The organism is Streptomyces sp. NPDC096013 (genome assembly GCF_044763565.1).
Lineage (GTDB): Bacteria > Actinomycetota > Actinomycetes > Streptomycetales > Streptomycetaceae > Streptomyces.
On the sequence record NZ_JBIWGK010000008.1, the window covers coordinates 64137 to 91114 of the forward strand.

General features: G+C 70.5%; 2 protein-coding genes (1 of these 2 only partly in view). Both read left to right on the top strand.

All coding sequences use genetic code 11. The features are described 5' to 3' along the window. On the top strand, window positions 1-22632 hold the full coding sequence (locus ACIRB1_RS26195; protein ID WP_403467197.1) for a non-ribosomal peptide synthase/polyketide synthase: 22632 nt from the start codon (window positions 1-3) through the stop codon (window positions 22630-22632). Continuing rightward, on the top strand, window positions 22629-26978 hold the 5' portion of the coding sequence (locus tag ACIRB1_RS26200) for an amino acid adenylation domain-containing protein (protein ID WP_403467198.1). It continues 270 nt past the right edge of the window; the window shows 4350 of its 4620 coding nt (coding positions 1-4350); it begins with the start codon at window positions 22629-22631; the stop codon falls past the right edge of the window. Before ACIRB1_RS26195 ends, ACIRB1_RS26200 begins: the two co-directional genes overlap by 4 nt.

Sequence of the window (26978 nt, forward strand, 5' to 3'; positions counted from 1 at the left end):
ATGAGCGAACGAACCGGTGGCAGCTTTACCCTGTCCGACAGCCAGGAGGGAATCTGGCACGCACAGTGCCTGGGAGGCCCTCACGCGCTCTACACCGTCGGGCAGGCCGTCGAGATCACGGGCGCCCTCGACGTGCCCGCCTTCGAGGCCGCGCTGCGCCGGACGGCCGAGGAGACCGAGATCCTGGGCGTGCGATTCACCGAGGACACGGACGGCGGGGTACGCGCCGTACCGCACGCCGCCCGGCGATGGTCGCTCCGCATCGAGGAGCCGGCCGGGGACGCCGCCGGCGACCCGCGTGCATGGATGGAAACCCGGATGCGCGAGGAACTCGCCGGGGTCGAAGATCCGCGCGGAGAGCAACTCTTCTCGTTCGTGCTCTTCCGTCTGGATTCCCATCGGTACTGCTGGTTCCAGGGCTATAACCACCTGCTGCTCGACGGATACGCCTGCACACTGATGGCGCGCCGGGTCGCCGAGGTGTATTCGGCCCTCGTCGGATGCGGACCACAGCCGCAGGTCGAATTCGTCTCGTTGAGCAAGGCGCTTGCCGAGCAGGCGAGTTACCGGAACTCGACCGAATTCACCGGCGACCGACGGTATCTGCACGACCGATTCTCGGACCGGCCGGAATTGGCCGAGGTCCCGCGCCTTTCCGGAGTATCCGGCTTTCTTCAGGACACCGATGCCGGAGCGGTGCTGCGCGAGACGGGCAGCCTCGCACCCGCGGCGACAGACGCGCTGCGCGCCGCGGCGGACAGCGTCGGCCTGCGCACTTCCCGGCTGCTCACCGCCGCCACCGGCGCCTTCGTGAGCGGCATGGCCGGCTCACCCCAGGCGCTCCTCAGCCTGCCCGTGACCGGGCGCGTGAGCGAGACGGACCTGCGGGCCCGCGTCACCCGGGCGAACATGCTGCCCCTACGGTTCCCGGTCCCGGCCGGCGCGAGCCTCCTAGACCTCGCCCGGACCGCCGACGGTGCCGTCGGCGACCTTCTCCGGCACCAGCGGTACCGCGGCGAACGGCTGCGCCGGGAACTCGGCTGGCCGGAGGGCGACCGCTGGCACTTCGGGCCGTACCTCAACATCCTTCCGCGGACAGGGGAGTTGGCCTTCGGCGACTGCCGAGGCGTGACACGGGACGTGTCGACCCGGCTGGTCGAGGACTTCGGGGTGCTGATCGACCGGACGGGCTCGAACATCGAGATCACCGTCGAGGCGAACGCGGCGCTCTACGACCGGGCATGGGCGCGGGCGGTCCAGCGGTCGCTGGTCGGATTCGTCGCACGGGCGGTCGGGGACCCGACGGCGCCGCTGCGGCGGATCGGAGTGGTGGGGGACGACGAACGTGCCCTGGTGATCAGTGGGTGGGGCGGTGCGACGCGGGGTGTGGACGCGTCGACGGTGGTGGAGCGGTTCCGTGGGTGGGCGGTGCGGACGCCGGAGGCGGCGGCGTTGTGGTTCCGGCAACAGGCCCTGACGTATGCCGAGTTGGATGTGCGGTCGGATGCGTTGGCGCATGGGCTGATTGCGCGGGGTGTGGGTCGTGAGTCGCGGGTGGGGCTGTGCTTGCCGCGTGGGGTCGAGATGGTGACCGCGATGTTGGCGGTGTGGAAGGCCGGTGGGGCGTACGTCCCGTTGGATCCGGAGTATCCGGCGGAGCGGCTGGCGTTCATGGTGGCCGACAGCGGCGCTGAGTTGGTGCTGGTCGCGGAGGAGACCGTAGGCCGGTTGTCGGCGGACGTGGAGTCGGTGCTGCTGGGCGAGTTGGGGACTGGCTCCGGTGTCTTGCCGGAGGTTGACGGTGGCCAACTGGCCTACGTCATCTACACGTCAGGGTCCACCGGACGTCCGAAGGGTGTGGCGGTCACGCATGCCTCCGTGGCGAACCTTGCCGCGGCGATGGGTCCCGTTCTCGGTGTGGGACCTGGGCTGACGGCGTTGCAGTTCGCGTCGTTCAGTTTCGACGCGGCGGTGCTGGATGTGGCCGTGACCCTCGCTGCGGGAGGCACCCTGGCGATCGCCACGACGGAGGAGCGGCAGGACGGTGCTGCGCTCGCCGCGATGATCGACTTCAACGGCGTCGACAGCGCGAGTGTGGTGCCGTCGTTGCTGGGGGTTCTGGAGCCGAAGTCGGTTGCCGGGGTGGGGAATTGGGTGCTGGGCGCGGAGAGGTTGGAGGCTGGTCTGGCGGCGAAGTGGCGTGCGGGTGCCCGGGTGTGGAACACGTATGGGCCCACCGAGGCCACCGTCATCACCACCGCTGTTCTCTTGGAGGAGGGCATCGCGGGTGAGGACGTGCCGCCTGCGATCGGCCGCCCGTTGCCCAATGTCCGTACCTACGTGCTGGATGCGTTCCTGCGGCCTGTTCCGGTGGGTGTGGCGGGGGAGTTGTACATCGCGGGGGACGGTCTGGCTCGTGGCTACATCGGTCGTGCGGATCTGACGGCGGAGCGGTTCGTGGCCTGCCCGTTCGGTGATGGCGGGCGGATGTATCGCAGCGGGGATCTGGCGCGGTGGACGTCGGGCGGGCAGTTGGAGTTCGTGGGGCGTGCGGATGCGCAGGTGAAGATCCGTGGGTTCCGGGTGGAGTTGGGTGAGGTCGAGGCTGTTCTTGCCGCGCACCCGCAGGTCGAGCGGGCTGTGGTGGTGGTCCGGGACGGTCGGCTGGTCGGGTATGTCGTCGGGGAAGCGGACGGTGAGGGCGTACGGGAGTTCGCGGCCACCCGGCTGCCGGAGTACATGGTGCCGTCAGCCGTCGTAGTCCTGGATGCTTTCCCGCTGACCGTCAACGGCAAGGTCGATCGGGTCGCGCTGCCGGTGCCGGAGGCTGCGCCGAGTGCCGGTCGGGCTCCGGAGACTCCTGCCGAGGAGGCGTTCTGCGTCCTGTTCGCCGAGGTGTTGGGGCTGGAGGAGGTCGGGGTCGGGGACAGCTTCTTCGCGCTGGGCGGCGACTCGATCACGGCGATGCTGCTGGTGTCGCGGTCCCGCCGTGAGGGTCTGGTCGTCGGCGCCCGTCAGGTGCACGAGTTGCGGACACCGGCGCAACTGGCCGCGGTGGCAACGTCGGTTGACGGCGCGGCGGACGGCGCGCGCTCGGCGGACTCCGCTGCCGGTGAGGTGCCGCTTACGCCGGTGATGCGTGAGGTGCTGGGGCGGGTTGGTGCCGAGGGTGTTCGCGCGGTCGTGCAGTCGATGGTGGTGGAGGCGCCGGCGGGGTTGTACGAGGTGGCCCTGCGGGACGCCGTGGCGGTTCTGATGGATCGTCATGACGCTTTGCGGGCGCGGTTGGTGGCCGAGTCCGGGGTGTTGGTGGTGCCCGGGGTGGGTGCGGTGGATGTGTCCGGGCTGGTGGCTCGGGTGGATGTGGCGGGGACTGATCCGGCCGCTTTGGTGGGTGAGCAAGTCGGGGCGGCGGTGGGGCGGTTGGATCCTGCGGCCGGGGTGATGGTGCAGGTGGTGTGGCTGGACGCGGGGCCGGATGCGCCGGGCCGGCTGATCGTGGTGGCCAACCACCTGGTCGTCGACGCGGTGTCCTGGCAGGTGCTCCTGCCGGATCTGTGGTCCGCGTATGAGGCGCGCGTCGAGGGACGCGCCGTGGAGTTGGATGCGGTTCCGGTGTCGTTCCGGGCGTGGGCGCGGGAGTTGGCGGTGGAGGCGGGTCGTCCGGGGCGGGTGGCCGAGCTGGCGGCGTGGCGGGCGGTGGTGGACGGTCCGCAGATGTCGCTCACGGACGCGCCGTTGGATCCGCGAGTGGATGTGGGCGCGACGGTTCGCGAGGCGGCGGTGACCGTCCCGGCGGAGGTGACGGCGGCGCTCTTGGCGGCGGTGCCGTCGGCGTTCCATGCCGGTGTGGACGAGGTGCTGTTGGCCGGTCTGGCGGGGGCGGTTGGTGAGTGGGCCGGTGTGCACGGCGGGTTCGTGGTGGATGTCGAGGGGCACGGCCGGGTGTCGCTGTCCGAGGGGACGGATCTGTCGCGGACGGTGGGGTGGTTCACCGCCTCACATCCGGTGCGGCTGGCTGCCGACGCGGGTGCCGATGGTGGTGTGTCGGTGCTTGGGACGAAGGAGCGGTTGCGGGCGGTGCCCCGGGACGGGCTCGGCTACGGGCTGCTGCGCTGGTTGAACCCGGAGACGGCTGGGGAGTTGGCGGGGCTGCCGTCGGCGCAGGTCGGCTTCAACTACCTCGGGCGCGTAGGGACCGGCGACGGCTTCGGGGCCGCGGGCGCGCCCGATGCCCCCGTGATGCACGCCCTGGAACTGCTCTGCTCGGTACGGGAGTTGGCGGACGGTCCGGTGCTGGAGTTGCGTTTGGCGTACCCGGAGCGGTTGTTGGAGGCCGAGCGGGCGCGAGGGCTGGTGGAGGCGTGGGCGAGCGGGCTCGCCGGTCTGGTCGCGGATGTTCGGGCGGGGGCGGGTGGTCACTCGCCGTCGGATTTCCCGCTGGTGGTGCTGGACCAGGTTGGGGTGGAGGAGGTCGAGGCGGCGGTTCCGGGGTTGGCGGAGGTGCTGCCGGTTGCTCCGCTTCAGGAGGGGCTGTTGTTCCACTCTCTCTTCGACGAAGACGGTGGGGATGTCTATGTCGAGCAGTTGGTGTTGAGGCTCGACGGTGAGGTGGACGGGGGCCGGTTGCGGGCGTCGTGGCAGGTGTTGGTTGATCGGCATGCGGCGTTGCGGGCCGGGTTCGTCCAGGTCGGGGGCGCGGTGGGGCCCGTTCAGGTGGTGGTTGACCGAGCTGAACTGCCGTGGCGCGAGGTCGACGTGATGGGCCTGGGTGACGATGCCCCGGATCGGGTGGGTGTTGAGGAGCGGTCGGCGCGGTTCGACCTTGCCGCGCCTCCGTTGCTGCGGGTGGCGTTGGTGCGCGTCGGCCACTGCCAGTACCAGATGGTGGTGACGCTGCATCACCTTCTCCTCGACGGTTGGTCGCTTCCGTTGGTGATGCGGGAGTTGTGGGCGCTGTACGCGGCCGGTGGCCGGGCGGGTGGGCTCGGTGCGCCTGTGTCGTCGCGGCCGTACTGGGCGTGGTTGGCCGGTCGGGATACGTCGGCGGCGCTGGAGGCCTGGCAGGCCGAACTGGCGCCGGTCGAGGAACCGACACTCGTCGCGCCCACCGAGCCGAGTGCGACGGCGTCCGTCGTCCTGGACCGGGTGACCGACCGCGCGAGTGTCGAACTGGTGCGTGACCTGGAGCGAGTCGCCCGGGGTGCCAGCGTGACGCTCAACACCGTGGTGCAGCTGGCCTGGGGTTTGGTGCTGGGGCAGTTGACGGGTCGTCGTGAGGTGGTGTTCGGGGCGACGGCGGCGGGTCGTCCGGCGGAGCTTCCGGGGATGGAGGCGATGCTCGGCCTGTTCATCAACACCCTGCCGGTACGCGTCGATCTGGACGCGACCCCTTCGGTGCCCAAGGCCCTTCAGGCGCTTCAAGCACGGCAGTCTGCGCTGCTCGACCACCAGCATGTCGGCCTGAGCGAGGTGCAGCGCGCCGCCGGTCCCGGCGCGACCTTCGACACCCTGCTGGCCTTCGAGAACTATCCGGGTGACCTGGACGCCCAGCCCCTCGGCGACGGCCTCACGGTCACGGCCACCGAGCTCCGCGAGTCGACCAACTTCGCGCTGGCGCTGGGGGTTACCCCGGACGACGGCCTCGCGATCCGCCTCGACTACCGCACCGACGTGTTCCGGCGCCGGAGCGCCCTGCGGATGGCCCGCCGCCTGGTTCGGGTGCTGGAGCAGATGGCGGCCGATCCGCAACTGCGGCTCGGCGAAATCGAGTTGTTGGACGAGTCCGAGCGGGCCGCGGTGGTGGAGGTGTGGAACGCCACCGCGCGGGATGTGGACGCGTCGACGGTGGTGGAGCGGTTCCGTGGGTGGGCGGTTCGGACGCCGGCCGCGCCGGCGCTGTGGTTCCGGCAACAGGCTGTGTCCTACGGCGAGTTGGATGCGCGATCGGATGCGCTGGCTCGTGGCTTGGTCGCCCGTGGTGTGGGGCCGGAGTCGCGGGTGGGGCTGTGCTTGCCGCGTGGAGCCGAGATGGTCGTGGCGCTGCTGGCGGTGTGGAAGGCCGGTGGCGCATACGTCCCGTTGGATCCGGAGTATCCGGCGGAGCGGCTGGGGTTCATGGCGGCCGACAGCGGTGCGGAGTTGGTCCTGGTCGCGGAGGAGACCGTAGACCGGTTGTCTGTGGACGTGGAGACGCTGCTGCTGGGTGAGTTGGGGAGCGACTCGGGCGACCTGCCAGAGGTTGTCGCTGGCCAACTGGCCTACGTGATCTATACGTCGGGGTCGACGGGGCGTCCGAAGGGTGTGGCGGTGGCGCATGCCTCCGTGGCGAATCTGGCGTCCGCCATGCGTCCCGTTCTCGGTGCGGAACCTGGTGTGACGGCATTGCAGTTCGCGTCGTTCAGCTTCGACGCGGCGGTGCTGGACGTGGCGGTCACGTTGGCAGCCGGGGGCGCGTTGGCGGTTGCCTCGGCAAGTGAGCGGCAGGACGCGTCCGTGTTGGCGGCCATGGTCGAGGCGGCCGGCGTCGAGGTGGCGAGTGTGGTGCCGTCGTTGCTGGGGGTGCTGGAGCCGGATTCGGTTGCGGGGGTGGGGAATTGGGTGCTGGGTGCGGAGCGACTTGAGGCCGGTCTGGCGGCGAAGTGGCGTGCAGGCGCACGGGTTTGGAACACCTACGGCCCGACGGAGGCCACCGTCATCACCACGGCCGTCCTGTTGGAGGAGGGCATCACCGGTGAGGACGCGCCGCCGGCGATCGGCCGTCCGCTGCCCAATGTGCGTACGTACGTCCTGGACGCGTTCCTCCGGCCCGTGCCCGAGGGCGTCACGGGTGACCTCTACGTTGCCGGGTCCGGCCTGGCTCGCGGTTACATCAACCGGCCCGACCTGACGTCAGAGCGGTTCCTGGCCTGCCCCTTTGGCGATGGCGAGCGGATGTATCGGACGGGGGATCTGGCTCGATGGACCGCCGACGGGCAGTTGGAGTTCGCGGGGCGTGCGGACGCGCAGGTGAAGATCCGTGGCTTCCGGGTCGAACTCGGCGAGGTCGAGACCGTGTTGGCCACCCATCCGGATGTTGAGCGGGCTGCGGTGGTGGCTCTTGGTGGTCGGCTGGTCGGGTATGTCCTCGGTGACGCGGAGGCCGAGGAGCTGCGGGAGTTCGCCGCCACTCGTCTGCCGGAGTACATGATTCCGTCGGCGGTCGTCGTCCTGGATGCTTTCCCGCTGACCGTCAACGGGAAGATCGACCGGGCCGCCCTGTCTGCCCCCGACCTTGCGTCCGCCGATACGCGTGCCCCGTCGACCGAGGCCGAAGAGGCGTTCTGTGCCCTGTTCGCCGAGGTGTTGGGGCTGGAGGAGGTCGGGGTCGGGGACAGCTTCTTCGCGCTGGGTGGCGACTCGATCATGTCGATGCAGCTCGCGTCTCGGGCCCGTGCCGCGGGCTGGACCGTGTCGCCCCGCCAGATCTTCGAGGAGAAGACGCCCGAGCGGCTGGCGCAGGTGGCCGTTGCCTCCTCCGGCACGGGGAATGCACCGCGCTCGGACACTGGTGTCGGTGAGGTGCCGTTGACCCCGGTGATGCGGGAACTGGTGGATCGGGTCGGCCCGGAGGGGGTTGGCCGGATCGTCCAGCCAGGCGTGCTGACGGTGCCCCCGGGGCTGGATCGCCAAGCGCTTGTCGATGCGGTGCGGGCCGTGATGGACCGTCATGAGGTTTTGCGGGCGCGGCTGGTGACGGAGCCCGGGGTGTTGGTGGTGCCGGAAAACCCCGCGGTGCCGGTTGACGAACTGGTGGCTCGGGTGGATGTGGCCGGGGTTGATCCGGCTGTGGTGTTGGGGGAGCAAGTCGAGGCGGCGGTGGGCCGGTTGGATCCTGCGGCCGGGGTGATGGTGCAGGTGGTGTGGCTGGACGCGGGGCCGGAGGTCCCTGGCCGACTGGTCGTCGTGGCCAACCACCTGGTCGTCGACACCGTCTCGTGGCAGATCCTGCTGCCCGATCTTGAGCGGGCCCTCACGATGCTCGTTGAGGGACGTGCCGTGGAGTTGGATGCGGTTCCGGTGTCGTTCCGGGCGTGGGCGCGGGAGTTGGCGGTGGAGGCCCGTCGTCCGGAGCGGGTGGCCGAGTTGGCGGCGTGGCGGGCGGTGGTGGACGGTCCGCAGATGTCGCTCACGGACGCGCCGTTGGATCCGCTGGTGGATGTGGGCGCGACGGTTCGCGAGGCGGCGGTGACCGTCCCGGCGGAGGTGACGGCGGCGCTGTTGACGGTGGTGCCGTCGGCGTTCCATGCCGGTGTGGACGAGGTGCTGTTGGCTGGTCTGGCTGGGGCGGTTGGTGAGTGGGCCGGTGTGGGCGGCGGGTTCCTGGTGGATGTCGAGGGGCACGGCCGTGAGCCGTTGTCGGGTGTCCCTGATCTGTCGCGGACGGTGGGGTGGTTCACGTCTTCGCGTCCGGTGCGGTTGAGCGCGGACGTCGGCGCCGATGGTCGTGTGTCGGTGCTCGGAGTGAAGGAGCGGGTACGGGCGGTGCCCGGGGATGGGCTCGGCTACGGCCTGCTGCGGTACGTCAATCCGGACACGGCTGGGGAGTTGGCGGGGCTGTCGTCGGCGCAGGTCGGCTTCAACTACCTAGGGCGTGTGGGTTCTGCTGAGGGTTTCGGTGCCGGGGGTGCGTTCGATGCCCCGGTGATGCACGCGGTTGAACTGCTGGGATCGGTCCGCGAGTTGGCGGACGGCCCGGTGCTGGAGCTGCGGTTGGCGTATCCGGAACGGCTGTTGAGCGCTGACCGGGCGCGGGAGTTGGTCGAGGCATGGGTTGATTCGCTGACGGGTCTGGTCGCGGATGTTCGGGCGGGGGCGGGCGGGTACTCGCCGTCGGATTTCCCGTTGGTGGTGTTGGACCAGGTTGGGGTGGAGGAGGTCGAGGCGGCGGTTCCGGGGTTGGTGGAGGTGCTGCCGGTTGCTCCGCTTCAGGAGGGGCTGTTGTTCCACTCTCTCTTCGACGAAGAGGGTGTGGATGTCTATGTCGAGCAGTTCGTTCTAGCGCTCGATGGTGAGGTGGACGGGGGTCGGTTGCGGGCGTCGTGGCAGGTGTTGGTTGATCGGCATGCGGCGTTGAGGGCGGGGTTCGTGCAGGTCGGGGGCGCGGTGGGGCCCGTTCAGGTGGTGGTTGACCGGGCTGAACTGCCGTGGCGCGAGGTCGACGTGATGGGTCTGGGTGGCGATGCCGCGGATCGGGTGGGTGTTGAGGAGCGGTCGGCGCGGTTCGATCTTGCCGCGCCTCCGTTGCTGCGGGTGGCGTTGGTGCGCGTCGGCCACTGCCAGTACCAGATGGTGGTGACGTTGCATCATCTTCTCCTCGACGGTTGGTCGCTTCCGTTGGTGATGCGGGAGTTGTGGGCGCTGTACGCGGCCGGTGGTCGGGCGGGTGGGCTCGGTGCGCCTGTGTCGTCGCGGCCGTACTGGGCGTGGTTGGCCGGTCGGGATACGGCGGTGGCGTTGGAGGCCTGGCGGGACGAGTTGGCGCCGGTCGAGGAACCGACGCTCGTCGCGCCCACTGTCGCCGGGACGGACGCCGTGTTGGCCTGGTCGCTGACGGTTGAGGCACGGGAGGGGCTGGTCGAGGGCCTGGAGCGGGTTGCCCGTGGTGCCGGCGTGACGCTCAACACTGTGGTGCAGCTGGCCTGGGGTTTGGTGCTGGGGCAGTTGACGGGTCGTCGTGAGGTCGTGTTCGGGGCGACGGTGGCGGGTCGTCCGGCGGAGCTTCCGGGGATGGAGGCGATGCTCGGCCTGTTCATCAACACCTTGCCGGTACGCGTCGATCTGGACGGGGCCCGGTCGGTGGGCGAGGCGCTTGAGGCGCTCCAGGTACGGCAGTCGGCGTTGCTCGATCACCAGCATGTCGGTCTGAGCGAGGTGCAGCGGGCCGCCGGTCCCGGCGCGACCTTCGACACTTTGCTGGCATTCGAGAACTACCCGGGCGACCCGGCGGCACAGCCGGCAGCGGCGGGCTTGACGATCTCAGGCGTCGCGTCGCGCGAGTCGACGAGCTTCGCGCTGGCGCTGGGCGTCCGGCCCGAGGAAAGGCTGACGCTACGGCTGGACTATCGCCCGGACGCCTTCGACGGCGGCGCGGCCCGGACCCTGATCGATCGAGTGGTGCGCGCGTTGGAACGGATCGCGGCGGACCCGGCGGCCCGGCTCGCCGAGCTTGAGCTGCTGGACGAGTCCGAGCGGGCCGCGGTAGTAGAGGAGTGGAACGCCACCGCCCGGCCGACGGAGCCCGGCACGGTCCTGGAGCGGTTCCGACGATGGGCCGTGGAAACTCCGCATGCGACGGCGGTGCGGTCCGGCGAACAGTCGCTGTCCTACGCCGAGTTGGACGCGCGCTCAGACGCTGTCGCCCGGGGTCTGGTGGCGCGAGGTGTGGGGTGTGAGTCCCGGGTGGGGCTGTGCCTGCCGCGCGGAACCGAGATGGTGACCGCGGTCCTGGCGGTGTGGAAGGCCGGTGGCGCGTACGTCCCGCTGGACCCGGAATACCCGTCCGAGCGGCTGGAGTTCATGGTCGAGGACAGTGCCGCCGAACTGGTCCTGGTCGCGGAGGAGACAGCAGACCGGCTGTCGGCCGAGGTGGACACCGTCCTGCCGGCGGAAGTGGAGACCGAGTTCGGCGAGGGATCGGACAGCGCCGTGGATCCGGGCCAACTGGCCTACGTGATCTATACGTCGGGGTCGACGGGGCGTCCGAAGGGTGTGGCGGTGGCGCATGCCTCCGTGGCGAATCTGGCGTCGGCCATGCGTCCCGTTCTCGGTGTGGAGCCCGGTGTGACGGCGTTGCAGTTCGCGTCGTTCAGCTTCGACGCGGCCGTGCTGGACGTCGCCGTCACGTTGGCCGCTGGGGGCACGTTGGCGATCGCCTCGTCCGAGGAGCGGCGGGACCCGGCTGCCCTCGCCGCGATGGTCGAGTTCAGCGGCGTCGAGAGCGCGAGTGTGGTGCCGTCGTTGCTGGGGGTGCTCGAGCCGGATTTGGTTGCGGGGGTGGGGAATTGGGTGCTGGGTGCGGAGCGGCTTGAGGCCGGTCTCGCGGCGAAGTGGCGTGCGGGTGCCCGGGTTTGGAACACCTATGGTCCGACGGAGGCCACCGTCATCACCATGGCCGTCCTGTTGGAGGAGGGCATCACCGGTGAGGACGCGCCGCCGGCGATCGGCCGCCCGCTGCCCAACATCCGTACCTATGTGCTGGACGCGTTGTTGCGGCCTGTTCCGGTGGGTGTGGCAGGGGAGTTGTACATCGCCGGTTCAGGTCTGGCCCGCGGCTATATCGGTCGTGCGGATCTGACGGCGGAGCGGTTCGTGGCGTGCCCGTTCGGTGACGGCAGCGGGCGGATGTACCGCACCGGTGACCTGGTCCGCTGGACGTCGGGCGGGCAGTTGGAGTTCGTGGGGCGTGCGGACGCGCAAGTGAAGATCCGTGGGTTCCGGGTCGAACTCGGCGAGGTCGAGGCGGTGTTGGCCGCTCACGCACAGGTTGAGCGCGCTGTGGTGGTCGCACATGAAGGTCGGCTGATCGGGTACGTCGTCGGGGGTGCGGACGCCGAGACGCTGCGGGCCTACGCCGCTACCCGGCTGCCGGAGTACATGGTCCCGTCGGCGGTCGTCGTACTCGACACGTTCCCGCTCACCGTCAACGGCAAGATCGACCGGTCCGCGCTGCCCGAGGCCGACCTTGTGTCTGTTGCCACCCGTGTGCCCGCGACGCCCGCCGAGGAGGCGTTCTGTGCCCTGTTCGCCGAGGTGTTGGGCCTGGCGGAGGCCGGGGTCGGGGACGGGTTCTTCGAGTTGGGCGGCGATTCGATCATGTCGATGCAACTCGCCTCCCGGGCTCGACGTTCGGGTTGGGTGGTGACGCCCCGGCAGATCTTCGAGGAGAAGACCCCGGAGCGGCTGGCACTGGTGGCGGCCGTGACCGAGGACGCGGCTGCGGGGGCCGGGGATACGGGTGTCGGTGAGGTGCCGTTGACCCCGGTGATGCGCGAACTGCTGGACCGGGTCGGCCCCGAGGCCGTAGGGCAGATTGTCCAGCCAGGGGTCATGGCGGCGCCGGCGGGACTGGACCTTGAAGTGCTTGTCGCCTCCGTGCGTGCGGTGATCGAGTGTCATGAGGTGTTGCGGGCTCAATTGGCCCTGGAGCCCAGGGTGTTGCTTGTTCCCGAGGCGAACGCGATGGATGTGTCCGGGCTGGTGGCTCGGGTGGATGTGGCCGGGGTTGATCCGGCTGTGGTGTTGGGGGAGCAAGTCGAGGCGGCGGTGGGGCGGTTGGATCCTGCGGCTGGGGTGATGGTGCAGGTGGTGTGGCTGGACGCGGGGCCGGAAGTCCCCGGCCGACTGGTCGTCGTGGCCAACCACCTGGTCGTCGACACCGTCTCGTGGCAGATCCTGCTGCCCGATCTTGAGCGGGCCCTCACGATGCTCGTTGAGGGACGTGCCGTGGAGTTGGATGCGGTTCCGGTGTCGTTCCGGGCGTGGGCGCGGGAGTTGGCGGCGGAGGCGGGTCGTCCCGAGCGGGTGGCGGAGCTGGCGGCTTGGCGGGCGGTGGTGGACGGTCCGCAGATGTCGCTCACGGACGCGCCGCTGGATCCGCTGGTGGATGTGGGCGCGACGGTTCGCGAGGCGGCGGTGACCGTCCCGGCGGAGGTGACGGCGGCGCTCTTGGCGGCGGTGCCGTCGGCATTCCATGCCGGGGTGGACGAGGTGCTGTTGGCCGGTCTTGCGGGGGCAGTTGGTGAATGGGTCGCGGGCGTGGGCGAGTTCTTGGTGGATGTCGAGGGGCACGGCCGTGAGCCGTTGTCGGGCGTCCCTGATCTGTCGCGGACGGTGGGGTGGTTCACGTCCTCGCGTCCGGTGCGGCTGAGCGCCGGCGGCGGTGTCGGTGCCGATGGTGGTGTGTCGGTGCTCGGCGTGAAGGAACAGGTGCGGGCGGTGCCCGGGGACGGGCTCGGCTACGGGCTGCTGCGCTGGTTGAACCCGGAGACGGCTGGGGAGTTGGCGGGGCTGCCGTCGGCGCAGGTCGGCTTCAACTACCTCGGGCGCGTGGGGACCGGCGAGGGTTTCGGGGCGGGAGGTGCGCCGGCGGCCGCGGTGATGCATGCGATCGAACTGCTGGTATCCGTACGGGAGGTGTCGGACGGCCCCGTGCTGGAGCTGCGGTTGGCGTACCCGGAACGCTTGTTGGAGACCGGCCGGGCACGCGCACTGCTGGAGGCATGGGCGGAGGCGCTGTCACGACTGGTGGAGCAGGTGCGTGACGGGGCCGGCGGCCACAGCCCCTCCGACTTCCCGTTGGTTTCCCTGTCTCAAGGGGGTGTGCAGGAGCTGGAGTCGGCGGTGCCCGCGCTGGAGGACGTGTGGCCGTTGTCTCCGCTTCAGGAGGGGCTGCTCTTCCACTCGTCGTTCGATGACGAGAGCGGGGCGGATGTGTACGCCGGTCAGCGTGCCCTTGCTCTGGACGGGCTCTTGGATGTTGGTCGGTTGCGGGCGTCGTGGGATGTGGTGGTGGGGCGGCATGCGATTTTGCGTGCGGGGTTCCATCGGTTGGCGTCGGGTGAGGCGGTGCAGGTCGTCGCGCGGGAGGTGGAACTGCCGTGGCGTGAGGCCGACTTGGGCGGTCTGCCGGAGGCCGATGCAGAGGCTGAGGCGGCTCGGTTGTCCGGGGAGGAGTTGTCCGCCGGCTTTGATCTCGGGCGGGGTCCGCTGCTGCGGTTGCTGCTGCTTCGACTCGGCGAGCGGCGTCACCGTCTGGTACTGACGACCCATCACATCGTCCTCGACGGCTGGTCGTTGCCGATCCTGCTGAACGAGCTTCAGACGGTGTACCGGGCGCTCGGGGGTGCCCAGGCGCTGCCTGCGGTGCGGTCGTACCGGGATTACCTGTCGTGGCTCGGCCGACAGGACCGGGATGCGGCGAGGGCTTCCTGGCGGGAGGAGTTGGCGGGGGCGGAGGAACCGACGCTGGTCGCTCCGGTTGATCAGGCTCGACTGCCGATGCGGCCCGAGGCCGTTCGTGTCGAGTGCGGCGCCGAACTGACCCAGGCGCTGAACGACGTGGCCCGCCGAGGCGGCGTGACGATGGCGACGGTGGTGCAGGGTGCTTGGGCTCTGGTGCTGGCTCGGCTTGCGGGGCGTCGGGATGTGGTGTTCGGGACGACGGTTGCCGGGCGGCCGGCGGATCTGCCGGGTGCGGAATCGCTGATCGGGCTGTTCATCAACACGCTGCCGGTGCGAGTCGAGACGGATGGCAGGGAGTCCGTACTCGAGATGCTGGACCGGCTCCAGCGCCGCCAACTCGGCGTGATGGGTCACCAGCATCTCGGGCTGGCGGAGATCAAGCAGGTCGCCGGACCGGGAGCGGAGTTCGACACGCTCGTCGTCTACGAGAACTATCCGCGGTCCGCCGAGGCGCTGCCGGACGACCCCGACACCCTTGTCATTCGGCCGGGCGGCCGGACGCGGGACGCCAGTCACTATCCGTTGGGGTTGATCGTCGCGCCGGGTGAGCGGATGGAGTTGCAGCTGGATCATCGGCCTGATCTGTTCGATCGGGCGCGGGCGGATGAGGTGTTGGCCGCGTTGGTGCGGGTGTTGGAGCAGTTCGCGGAGGACCCGGGGATGCCTGTGGGCCGTGTCGGGTTGCTGGACGGGGAGCGGTTGGGCCGTCTGACGCGGGACTGGCAGGACGTGTCCTCCGAGGTGCCTTCCGCGACGTTGCCGGAACTGCTTGCCGCGCAGGTGCGGCTGACGCCGGACGCGTCGGCTTTGGTGTCGGGCGAACATGTGCTGAGCTATGGGGAGTTGGAGGCTGAGGCCGGTCGGCTGGCGCGATATCTGATTGCCGCGGGTGTGGGTCCGGAGCGGCGGGTCGCGGTCGTGGCGGAGCGTTCGGTGGGCACGGTGGTGGCGCTGCTGGCGGTCTCGATGGCGGGCGGAGCCTTCGTACCGTTGGACCCCGGTCATCCCGCCGAGCGTCTGGCCTTGGTGCTGGAGGACGCCGATCCGGTCGTGGTGCTGTGCACGCAGTCGGGCCGTGCCGCGCTGCCTGAGGCCGACTTGGGCCGGGCGATCGCCTTGGACGATCCGGAGGTGGCCGCCGCTGTGGCCGGTCGTGCGCCGGGTCGGGTGGTGGACGCGGAGCGCATCGCGCCGTTGAGGGTGGCGAATGCGGCGTATGTGATCCACACCTCGGGTTCAACTGGTCGGCCCAAGGGGGTTGTTGTCTCGCATGCGGGGTTGGCGAACCTGGCACGTGCGCAGATCGACCGGTTCGCGGTGCACGCACAGGCGCGGGTGTTGCAGTTCGCGTCGTTGAGTTTCGATGCGGCGGTGTCGGAGCTGTGCATGGCGTTGGTGTCGGGCGCGGTGCTGGTGGTGGCTGGGGCTGAGGAGTTGCCGCCGAGGGTGTCGTTGGGCGAGGCGGTCGAGCGTGCGTGGGCGACGCATGTGACGGTTCCGCCGGGGGTGTTGGCGGTGGAGGAGGTGCTGCCGTCGTGGTTGGAGACGTTGGTGGTGGCTGGTGAGGCGTGCCCGCCGGGGTTGGTGGACCGGTGGTCGGTGGGCCGTCGGATGGTCAATGCGTATGGCCCGACCGAGGTGACGGTCTGCGCGGCGATGAGCCTGCCCCTGAACCCCGGAGACGGGTCCAGGACGGGCGCGGGCGACACCGACGGTGTGCCGATCGGGCGGCCGACGGCGAACATGCGGGCCTATGTCCTCGACCAGTTCCTCCAGCCGGTGCCGGTTGGTGTGGCAGGCGAGTTGTACGTGTCCGGGCCCGGTCTTGCACGCGGTTACTCCGGGCGCCCGGACCTGACGGCCGAGCGGTTCGTCGCCGATCCGTTCGATGCCGGGGCGCGCATGTACCGCACCGGCGACCTCGTGCGCTGGCTTCCTGAAGGCCAACTGACGTTCGTGGGGCGTGCGGACGAGCAGGTGAAGATCCGCGGCTTCCGCATCGAACTGGGCGAGGTGGAAGCCGTCCTCGACGACCATCCGGAAGTCGCGCAGGCCGTCGTGACGGTGCGGGACGGCAGGCTCGTCGCCCATGTCGTGGGCGGAGCGGAGGCAGGCGCATTGCGGGAGTTCGTCGCTGCACGCCTGCCGGAGTACATGGTTCCGGCGGCCGTGGTGGTGCTCGACGCGTTCCCGCTGACGGTGAGCGGCAAGGTGGACCGATCTGCCCTGCCCGCCCCGGAGTTCGGGGGTTCGGCGTCGGAGCGGCAGCCGGGCACGGCGGCCGAGGAGGCGCTCTGCGCACTGTTCTCGGAAGTGCTGGGCCTGGAGGCGGGCGCGATCGGGGTCGGTGACAGCTTCTTCGAGTTGGGCGGCGACTCGATCATGTCGATGCAACTCGCGTCGCGTGCTCGCCGGACCGGTTGGGTCGTGACGCCTCGCCAGATCTTCGAGGAGAAGACCCCGGAGCGGCTGGCACTGGTCGCGGCCGTGACCGTGGACGCGTCTACGAACGTTGGCGACAAGGGTGTTGGCGAGGTGCCGTGGACTCCGTTGATGAAGTCGATGGGCGCGGACGCGCTGCGGCCCGGCTTCGCCCAGTGGACGGTGATCGGAGCACCGGCCGGCCTCGGCATGGACGTACTGGCGTCAGGCGTGGAAGCCCTGCTGCGGACGCACGGGATGCTGCGGGCCCGGGCCCGGGCCGGGGACGACCAGGTGTTGGTGGTTCCGGAGGCGGGTGAGATCGACGCGTCCGGGCTGGTGGCCCGGGTGGACGCCGTAGGCCTCGCTGAGGGCGAGTTGGATCAGCCGGCGATGGATGCCGCTCGGCAGGCGGTCGGGCGGTTGGATCCTGCGGCCGGTGTGATGGTGCAGGTGGTGTGGGTGGATGCCGGGCCGGAGCGGGTCGGTCGGGTTGTGCTGGCCGCTCATCACCTGGCGGTGGACGGGGTGTCGTGGCGCGTCCTGGTGCCCGATCTGCAAGCGGCATGCGAGGCAGCGGGCGCGGGGCGACGGCCGGAACTCGCACCGGCGCCGACCTCCTTCCGCGCTTGGGCGGAAGGGCTGCGGCGGGCCGCGCAGAGTCCGGCGCGGGTGGGCGAGTTGGAGGCCTGGGTCGACATGGCCGCCGGGAAGGCCGGTACCGGGGATCCGCTGGTGGGTCACCGTGCGCTGGACCCGGTGGCCGACACGGTCGCGACATTGCGCCACCGTTCCTGGTCGGTTCCGGTGGGTGAGGCCGCGGCGCTCGTGGGTGAGGTGCCGGGGGTCTTCCACTGCGGGTTGCACGAGGTGTTGCTGGCGACGTTTGCCGGTGCGGTGACACGTCGGCGCTCGGGCTCGGGGAGCGGCGGGTTCCTGGTCGAGGTCGAGGGGCACGGCCGTGAGCCGTTGTCGGAGAGCATGGATCTGTCGCGGACGGTGGGCTGGTTCACGGCGGCCTATCCGGTACGGCTGGACGCCTCAGGTGTGGACCTGGCGGAGGCCGCGGCCGGTGGTGCGGCGGCCGGTGACCTGCTCAAGCGGGTGAAGGAGCAGGTGCACGCGGTGCCTGGGGACGGGCTGGGCTACGGCCTGTTGCGCCACCTGAACCTGGAGACGGGGCCGGTGTTGGAGGCCCTTCCGGTGCCGCAGATCGGGTTCAACTACCTGGGCCGGTTCGCGGCCGCCGGCGCTGAGCCGGGCGCGGTCGAGCCCTGGCAGACGGCTGGGGACACGGCCGTAGGAGGTGCCGCTGATCCGGGCATGCCGGTGCTGCATGCGCTGGATGCGGGTGCCGTGGTCGCGGACACTGCCGGCGGCCCGGAGCTGACCCTCACCCTGAGCTGGCCCGCCGCGCTGCTGGACGAGACCGACGTAGACGAACTGGGCCTGGCCTGGCTCGGGTTGCTTTCCGGGCTCGCCGCGCACACCGCAGACCCCTCGGCCGGTGGGCACACACTCTCCGACTTCGCGCTGGTTTCCCTCTCTCAGGAGGGTGTCGGGGAACTGGAGTCGGCGGTGTCCGGGCTGGAGGATGTGTGGCCGTTGTCTCCGCTCCAGGAAGGGCTGTTGTTCCACTCGTCGTTCGATGACGAGAGCGGGGCGGATGTGTATGCGGGGCAGCGTGCGCTTGCTCTGGACGGGCTTTTGGATGTTGGTCGGTTGCGGGCGTCGTGGGATGTGGTGGTGGGGCGGCATGCGATTTTGCGTGCGGGGTTTCATCGGTTGGCGTCGGGTGAGGCGGTGCAGGTCGTCGCGCGGGAGGTGGAACTGCCCTGGCGTGACGCCGACTTGAGTGGCCTGCCCGAGGCTGATGCGGAGGCTGAGGCGGCTCGGTTGTCCGAGCACGAGCTGTCGGTCGGCTTTGATCTCGGGCGGGGTCCGCTGCTGCGGCTGTTGCTGCTTCGACTCGGCGAGCGGCGGCACCGGCTGGTGATGACGTCGCATCACAGCGTCGTCGACGGCTGGTCGTTGTCCGTGCTGATCGACGAACTGTCGGCGGCCTACGCCGCGGGCGGAGACGCCGGGGCGCTGCCCGCGGTCAGGTCGTACCGGGACTATCTCGCTTGGCTGGGTCGTCAGGACCGGGAGGCGGCGCGGGCTGCGTGGCGGGAGGAGTTGGCGGGTGCGGAGGAACCGACCCTGGTCGCTGCGGTGGATCCGGCGCGGGCGCCGTTGCGGCCCGAGGCGGTGCGCGCCGAGTGCAGCGCCGAACTGACGCGGGCGTTGGAGGAGTTGACGCGGGAGCGCGGGTTCACCATGGCGACGGTGGTGCAGGGTGCGTGGGCTGTGGTGTTGGCTCGGCTTGCGGGGCGTCGGGATGTGGTGTTCGGGACGACGGTTGCCGGGCGGCCGGCGGATCTGCCGGGTGCGGAATCGCTGATCGGGCTGTTCATCAACACCCTGCCGGTACGGGCCGAGTTGGCCGGTGATCTGTCGGTGGCCGGCCTGCTGTCCGAACTCCAGGCCCGGCAGGTGGGCTTGATGGATCATCAGTACCTCGGGCTGGCGGAGATCAAGCAGGTCGCCGGACCGGGCGCGGAGTTCGACACGCTCGTCGTCTACGAGAACTACCCGCACTCGGCCTCGGCCGCGCCGGACGGCCCCGACGCCCTCACCATCCGGCCGGGCGGTATTCCCCACGACGCGAGTCACTATCCGTTGGGGTTGATCGTCGCGCCGGGTGAGCGGATGGAGTTGCAGCTGGATCATCGGCCTGATCTGTTCGATCGGGCGCGGGCGGATGAGGTGTTGGGCGCGCTGGTGCGGGTGTTGGAGCAGTTCGCGGAAGACCCGGGGATGCCTGTTGGGCGTGTCGGGTTGCTGGACGGGGAGCGGTTGGACCGTCTGACGCGGGACTGGCAGGACGTGTCCTCCGAGGTGCCTTCCGCGACGTTGCCGGAGTTGCTTGCCGCGCAGGTGCGGCGGACGCCGGACGCGTCGGCTTTGGAGTCGGGTGAACACGTCCTGAGTTATGGGGAGGTGGAGGCTGAGGCGGGTCGGCTGGCGCGGTATCTGATTGCTGCGGGTGTGGGTCCGGAGCGGCGGGTCGCGGTCGTGGCCGAGCGGTCGGTGGGCACGGTGGTGGCGCTGCTGGCGGTCTCGATGGCGGGCGGAGCCTTTGTACCGTTGGACCCCGCGCACCCCGCGGACCGGCTCGCCCTGGTGCTGGAGGACGCCGATCCAGTTGCGGTGCTGTGCACGCAGGCCACTTGGTCGGCGCTGCCGGAAGGTGCCCTCGGGCAGGTGATCGTCCTGGACGATCCGGAGACCGTGGCGGATGCGGCGGGTCGTGCGCCGGGTCGGGTGGTGGACGCGGAGCGCATCGCGCCGTTGGAGGTGGCGAATGCGGCGTATGTGATCCACACCTCGGGTTCAACTGGTCGGCCCAAGGGGGTTGTTGTCTCGCATGCGGGGCTGGCGAACCTGGCACGTGCGCAGATCGACCGGTTCGCGGTGCACGCGGAGGCGCGGGTGTTGCAGTTCGCGTCGTTGAGTTTCGATGCGGCGGTGTCGGAGCTGTGCATGGCGTTGGTGTCGGGCGCGGTGCTGGTGGTCGCGGGGAGTGAGGAGCTGCCGCCGAGGGTGTCACTCGGAGAGGCCGTCGAGCGTGCGCGGGCGACGCATGTGACGGTTCCGCCGGGGGTGTTGGCGGTGGAGGAGGCGCTGCCGTCCTGGTTGGAGACGTTGGTGGTGGCTGGTGAGGCGTGCCCGCCGGGGTTGGTGGACCGGTGGTCGGTGGGCCGTCGGATGGTCAATGCGTATGGCCCGACCGAGGTGACGGTCTGCGCGGCGATGAGCCTGCCCCTGAACCCCGGAGACGGATCAGGGGGAAGCGTTCCGATCGGCCGTCCCCTGCGCAACGCGCGGACGTTCGTGCTCGACGAGTTCCTCCAGCCGGTGCCGGTCGGTGTGGCAGGCGAGTTGTACGTGTCCGGTCCCGGTCTGGCACGCGGTTACTCCGGGCGCCCGGACCTGACGGCCGAGCGGTTCGTCGCCGCCCCCTTCGGTGAGGGCGAGCGGATGTACCGCACCGGCGACCTGATCCGCTGGACCGCCGAGGGTCAGCTGGAGTTCGTGGGGCGCGCGGACGAGCAGGTGAAGATCCGCGGCTTCCGTATCGAACTCGGCGAGGTGGAAGGGGCGTTGGAGGCCCACCCCCAGGTCGACCACGCGGTCGTGATGGTCCGTGAGGGTCGGTTGGTCGGCTACGTCGTCGGCCACGAGGTGGATGCCGACGCTCTGCGGGTCTTCGCCACCTCGCGACTGCCGGAGTACATGGTGCCGGCGGCCGTGGTGGTGCTCGACGCGTTCCCGTTCACGGTGAACGGCAAGGTCGACCGGGCCGCTCTTCCCGACCCGGAGTTCGGCGGTTCGGGCTCGGCACGGCGGCCTGGCACCGCGGCCGAGGAGGTGCTGTGTGGCCTGTTCGCCGAGGTGTTGGGCCTGGAGGCGGGCGCGATCGGGGTCGGTGACAGCTTCTTCGAGTTGGGCGGCGACTCGATCATGTCGATGCAACTCGCGTCGCGTGCTCGTCGGACCGGTTGGGTCGTGACGCCTCGGCAGATCTTCGAGGAGAAGACCCCGGAGCGGCTGGCCTTGGTCGCGGCCGTGACCGTGGACGCGTCTGCGGGGGCCGGGGATACGGGTGTTGGCGAGGTTCCGTGGACGCCGTTGATGAGGTCGATGGGTACGGACGTGCTGCGGCCCGCTTTCGCCCAGTGGACGGTGATCGGTGCGCCGGCCGGCCTCGGCGTGGACGTGCTCAAGACGGGTGTGAGCGCGCTGGTGGAAGTGCACGGGATGTTGCGGGCCCGGGCCGGGAGCGACCAGGTGTTGGTGGTTCCGGAGACGGGTGAGCTCGACGCGTCCGGGCTGGTGGCCCGGGTGGACGCCGTAGGAGCTGCTGAGGGTGAGGTGGACCGGCTCGCGGTGGATGCTGCTCGGCAGGCGGTGACAAGGCTCGATCCCGCGGCCGGTGTGATGGTGCAGGTGGTGTGGGTCGATGCCGGGCCTGACCGGGTCGGGCGGATTGCGCTGGCCGCTCATCACCTGGCTGTCGACGGAGTGTCGTGGCGGGTGCTCGTGCCCGATCTGCGGGCCGCGTGCGAGGCGGCGGCTGCGGGAGGGGCGCCGGAGCTGGAGCCGGCGGGGACCTCGTTCCGTGGCTGGGCGGAGGGACTGCGGCGGGCCGCGCAAGGTCCCGCGCGGGTGGGTGAGTTGGATGCCTGGGTCGACATGGTCGCCGGGACGGCCCGTGACGGGGAACCGTTGATCGGCCGCCGACCGCTGGACCCGGCCGTCGACACGACGTCCACCCTGCGCCTGCTCTCCTGGTCGCTCCCGGCGGACGAGGCAGCGGTGCTCGTCGGCGAGACCCCGCGGGTCTTCCACTGCGGGCTGCATGAACTGCTGTTGGCCACGCTGGCCGGTGCGGTGACACGTCGGCTCCCGGGTTCGGGGAGCGGTGGGTTCCTGGTCGAGGTGGAGGGCCATGGTCGCGAGGCGTTGTCGGAGGGCATGGATCTGTCGCGGACGGTGGGCTGGTTCACGGCGGCCTATCCGGTACGGCTGGACGCCTCGGGTCTCGACCTTGCCGAAGCCGCCGCCGGTGGTGCGGCGGCCGGTGCGCTGGTCAAGCGCGTGAAGGAGCAGGTGCAGGCGGTGCCCGGGGACGGGCTCGGTCACGGTCTGCTGCGTCATCTGAACCCGGAGACGGGGCCGGTGTTGAAGGCCCTGCCGGTACCGCAGATCGGGTTCAACTACCTGGGCCGGATCGCGACCGCCGGTGCCGAGCCGGGCCCGGTCGAGCCCTGGCAGACGGCGGGAGACGCGGCCGTAGGAGGCGCCGCGGACCCGGGCATGCGGGTGCTGCACGCGCTCGCCGCCGGGGCGGTGGTCGCGGACACCGCGAGCGGGCCCGAGCTGACGCTCACCCTGAGCTGGCCCGGCGCGCTGCTGGACGAGACCGACGTAGACGAACTGGGTCTGGCCTGGCTTGAGTTGCTCTCCGGGCTCGCCGCGCACTCCGCCGGTCCCCAGGCCGGCGGACACACCCCCTCCGACTTCTCACTCCTCGATCTCGACCAGGACGAAGTCGACGACCTCGAAGCCATAGCTGCCGAACTCGACGAAGGACGGTTCCTGTGAAGCCCTCGACGCGCCCCTCGACGCCCTCCTCGACGCCCGCCAAGGGAGCCGCTCTCGCGGAGGTCTGGCCGCTCTCGCCCCTCCAGCAGGGGATGCTCTTCCACTCCTCGTACGACGACGAAGGGCCGGACGTCTACGGACTCCAGTGCGTCCTCGGCGTGGACGGACCCCTGGACACCGAGCTCTTCCGGGCGTGCTGGGAGGCGATGATCGAGCGCCATGCCGTCCTGCGCGCCAGTTTCCAGCGACGCAGGTCAGGCGAGGCGGTGCAGCTGATCTCGCGGAGCGTTGTGCTCCCGTGGCGAGACGTCGACCTGTCGGACCTCGACGACGACGAGGCCCTGGCCCGGTTCGAGCGGCTGGCCCGTGAAGAGCGGGAGGAGCGGATGAACCCCGCCTCCCCGCCCCTGCTCCGGCTGGTGCTGGCCCGGCTCGGGGGAGGCCGCCACCGCCTCGTAGTGACGACCCATCACATCCTCCTGGACGGCTGGTCGATGCCGGTACTCCTCGACGAGCTGGAGGCGGTGTACACGGCGGGCGGAGACATCCGGGTACTGCCCCCGGTCACCTCCTACCGCGACTACCTGTCGTGGCTCGGCCGCCAGGACCGGGAGGCGGCCCGCGCCGCGTGGCGGGAGGAACTGGCCGGGACGGAGGAACCGACCCTGGTCGCACCCCAGGCGGCAGGCGGGGCCGAGGTCTCCGTACTGCCGCGGGACCTCGTCCTGGACCTTCCCGAGGAGACCAGCACGCGGCTGACGGAGCTGGCCCGCGGCCGGAACCTCACGCTGAACACGGTGGTGCAGGGCGCCTGGGCGCTGGTCCTGTCCCGGCTGACCGGACGGAACGACGTGGTGTTCGGCGCGACGGTGTCGGGTCGACCGGTGGATCTGCCGGGCGCCGAGTCCATGGTCGGCCTGATGATCAACACACTGCCGGTACGGGTACCGCTGGCCGGCGCGCAGCCGGTACTGGACATGCTCGCGGACCTCCAGGCACGGCAGTCGTCGCTGATGTCGCATCAGCATCTGGGCCTGAGCGAGGTGCAGGGGCTGGCCGGACCGGGAGCGACGTTCGACACCCTCGTGGTCTACGAGAACTACCCGACCCCGCCCGACGGGGCACCCGCACCCGGCGCGATCTCCTTCACCCGCATGGATGCCCACGAGGCCACCAACTTCCCGCTGACCGTCGGCGTCGTCCCCGACCACAGCCTCCGCATCGTGATGACCCATCGGCCGGACCTCTTCGACGAGGCGGCGGCGGCCCGCGTCACCGGATGGCTGATACGGGTGCTGGAACAGATCGCGGCCGAGCCGACGCTACGCGTGGCCGAGATCGATCTCGTCGATGGGCCCGAGCGATCCGTAGTCGTCGACGAGTGGAACGCCACGGCACGGGACGGGGCTCCCGCCACGGTGTTGGAGCGGTTCCGCGGGTGGGCGGTGCGGACGCCGGACACCGCGGCGTTGTGGTTCAGCGACCGACCGCTGTCCTACGGCGAGTTGGACGCGCGGTCGGATGCGTTGGCTCGTGGGCTGATTGCGCGGGGGGTGGGTCGGGAATCCCGGGTGGGGCTGTGTCTGCCGCGTGGGGCCGAGATGGTCGTGGCCATGTTGGCGGTGTGGAAGGCGGGCGGTGCGTACGTTCCGCTGGATCCGGAGTATCCGTCCGACCGGCTGTTGTTCATGGTGGCCGACAGCGGCGCTGAGTTGGTGCTGGTGGCTGAGGAGACCGTAGGCCGGTTGTCGGCTGACGTGGAGACGGTCCTGGTGGGCGAGTTGGGGACCGACTCCGGTGAGCTGCCGGACGTCACCTCGGATCAACTGGCGTACGTCATCTATACGTCGGGGTCGACGGGGCGTCCGAAGGGTGTGGCGGTGGCGCATGCCTCCGTGGCAAACCTTGCCGCGGCGATGGGTCCCGTACTCGGTGTGGGACCTGGGCTGACGGCAATGCAGTTCGCGTCGTTCAGTTTCGACGCGGCGGTGCTGGATGTGGCCGTGACGTTGGCGGCCGGGGGCACGTTGGCCATCGCCTCGTCCGAGGAGCGGCGGGACGGTGCTGCCCTCGCCGCGATGATCGACTTCAACGGCGTCGACAGCGCGAGTGTGGTGCCGTCGTTGCTGGGGGTTCTGGAGCCGAAGTCGGTTGCCGGGGTGGGGAATTGGGTGCTGGGCGCGGAGAGGTTGGAGGCCGGTCTGGCGGCGAAGTGGCGTGCGGGTGCCCGGGTGTGGAACACGTACGGGCCCACCGAGGCCACCGTCATCACCACCGCCGTTCTCTTGGACGAAGGCATCACGGGTGAGGATGCGCCGCCTGCGATCGGCAGCCCGCTGCCCAATGTCCGTACCTACGTGCTGGATGCGTTTCTGCGGCCTGTTCCGGTGGGTGTGGCGGGGGAGTTGTACATCGCGGGGGACGGTCTGGCCCGTGGCTACATCGGTCGTGCGGATCTGACGGCGGAACGGTTCGTGGCCTGTCCCTTCGGTGACGGCACAGGGCGGATGTATCGCACCGGTGACCTGGTCCGTTGGACGTCGGGCGGGCAGTTGGAGTTCGTGGGGCGTGCGGATGCGCAGGTGAAGATCCGTGGGTTCCGGGTCGAACTCGGCGAGGTGGAGGCGGTGTTGGCCGCTCACGCGCGGGTGCAGCGGGCCGCGGTGCTGGCACGGGATGGACGGCTGATCGGATACGCCGTCGGTGATGCGGACGGCGAGGCGCTGCGGGCCTTCGCCGCTGGCCGGTTGCCGGAGTACATGGTGCCGTCGGCGGTCGTCGTACTCGACGCGTTCCCACTCACCGTCAACGGCAAGATCGACCGCTCCGCCCTGCCGGCACCGGAAGCCGCGGTGAGTGTCGGTCGGGCTCCGGAGACTCCTGCCGAGAAGGTGCTCTGCGCCCTGTTCGCCGAGGTGTTGGGGCTGGACGTAGTCGGGGTCGGGGACGGGTTCTTCGAGTTGGGCGGCGATTCGATCATGTCGATGCAACTCGCGTCCCGGGCCCGTGCCGCAGGGTGGACCGTTTCGCCGCGGCAGGTGTTCGAGGAGAAGACGCCGGAACGGTTGGCGCTGGTGGCGGTCGCGGTGTCCGGTGGGGCGGCGGGGCAGAAGGCGGACACGGGTGTCGGGGAGGTGCCGTGGACCCCGGCGATGCGGTCGATGGGTGCGCACGCGCTGCGGGGCGAGTTCGCGCAGTGGACGGTGATCGGTGCGCCGGCCGGGCTCGGTGTCGACGTCCTGGCGTCAGGCGTGGACGCGCTGTTGCGGGCGCACGGGGTACTCCGGGCCCGGACCGGGAGTGACCTTCGGACGCTGACGGTTCCGGAGGCGGCCGGGATCGACGCGTCCGGGCTGGTGGTCCGGGTGGATGCCGTAGGCCTCGCTGAGGGTGAGGTGGACCGGCTGGCGGTCGAGGCCGCTCGGCCCGCGGTCGCACGGTTGGATCCTGCGGCCGGGGTGATGGTGCAGGTGGTGTGGGTGGATGCCGGGCCGGAGCGGGTCGGTCGGATTGTGCTGGCCGCTCATCACCTGGCGGTCGACGGAGTGTCGTGGCGCGTTCTGGCGCGGGATCTGGGAACCGCGTGCGAGGCGGCGGCCGTTGGCGGACGGCCGAGCCTCGAACCGGCGCCGACCTCCTTCCGCACCTGGGCACGGGAGTTGCAGCGCTCGGCGGAAGACCCGCGGCGCGTCGCGGAGTTGGCGAACTGGGTCGAGGTGGTGCGAACCGCCGATGAGCCGCTGATCGGCCGTCGCGCGCTGGACCCGGCCGTCGACACGGTTGCGTCGTTGCGTCGTTCTTCGTGGTCGGTTCCGATGGGTGAGGCCGCGGTGCTCGTCGGTGAGGTGCCGGGGGTGTTCCACTGCGGGTTGCACGAGGTGCTGTTGGCGACGCTGGCCGGTGCGGTGGCGGGGTGGCGGACGGGCTTCGGGGCTGAGCCGGGTGGGTTCCTGGTGGAGGTCGAGGGGCACGGCCGTGAGCCGTTGTCGGAGGGCATGGATCTGTCGCGGACGGTGGGCTGGTTCACGGCGGCCTATCCGGTACGGCTGGACGCCTCAGATGTGGATCTGGCGGAGGCTGCGGCCGGAGGTGCGGCGGCCGGTGCGCTGGTGAAGCGGGTGAAGGAGCAGGTGCAGGCGGTGCCCGGGGACGGGCTGGGCTACGGCCTGTTGCGTCACCTGAACCCGGAGACCGCGTCGGTGTTGGAAGGCCTGCCGGTGCCGCAGATCGGGTTCAACTACCTGGGCCGGTTCGCGACCGCCGGTGGTGCCGGGGCGAGGTCGGCCGAGCCGTGGCAGTCGGCCGGGGACACCGCCGTCGGTGGTGCCGCCGATCCGGGCATGCCG

Bases quoted from the DNA above. Each gene is read 5' to 3' on its own strand.
- ACIRB1_RS26195 (WP_403467197.1), top strand. From the start codon at position 1: ATGAGCGAACGAACCGGTGGCAGCTTTACCCTGTCCGACAGCCAGGAG.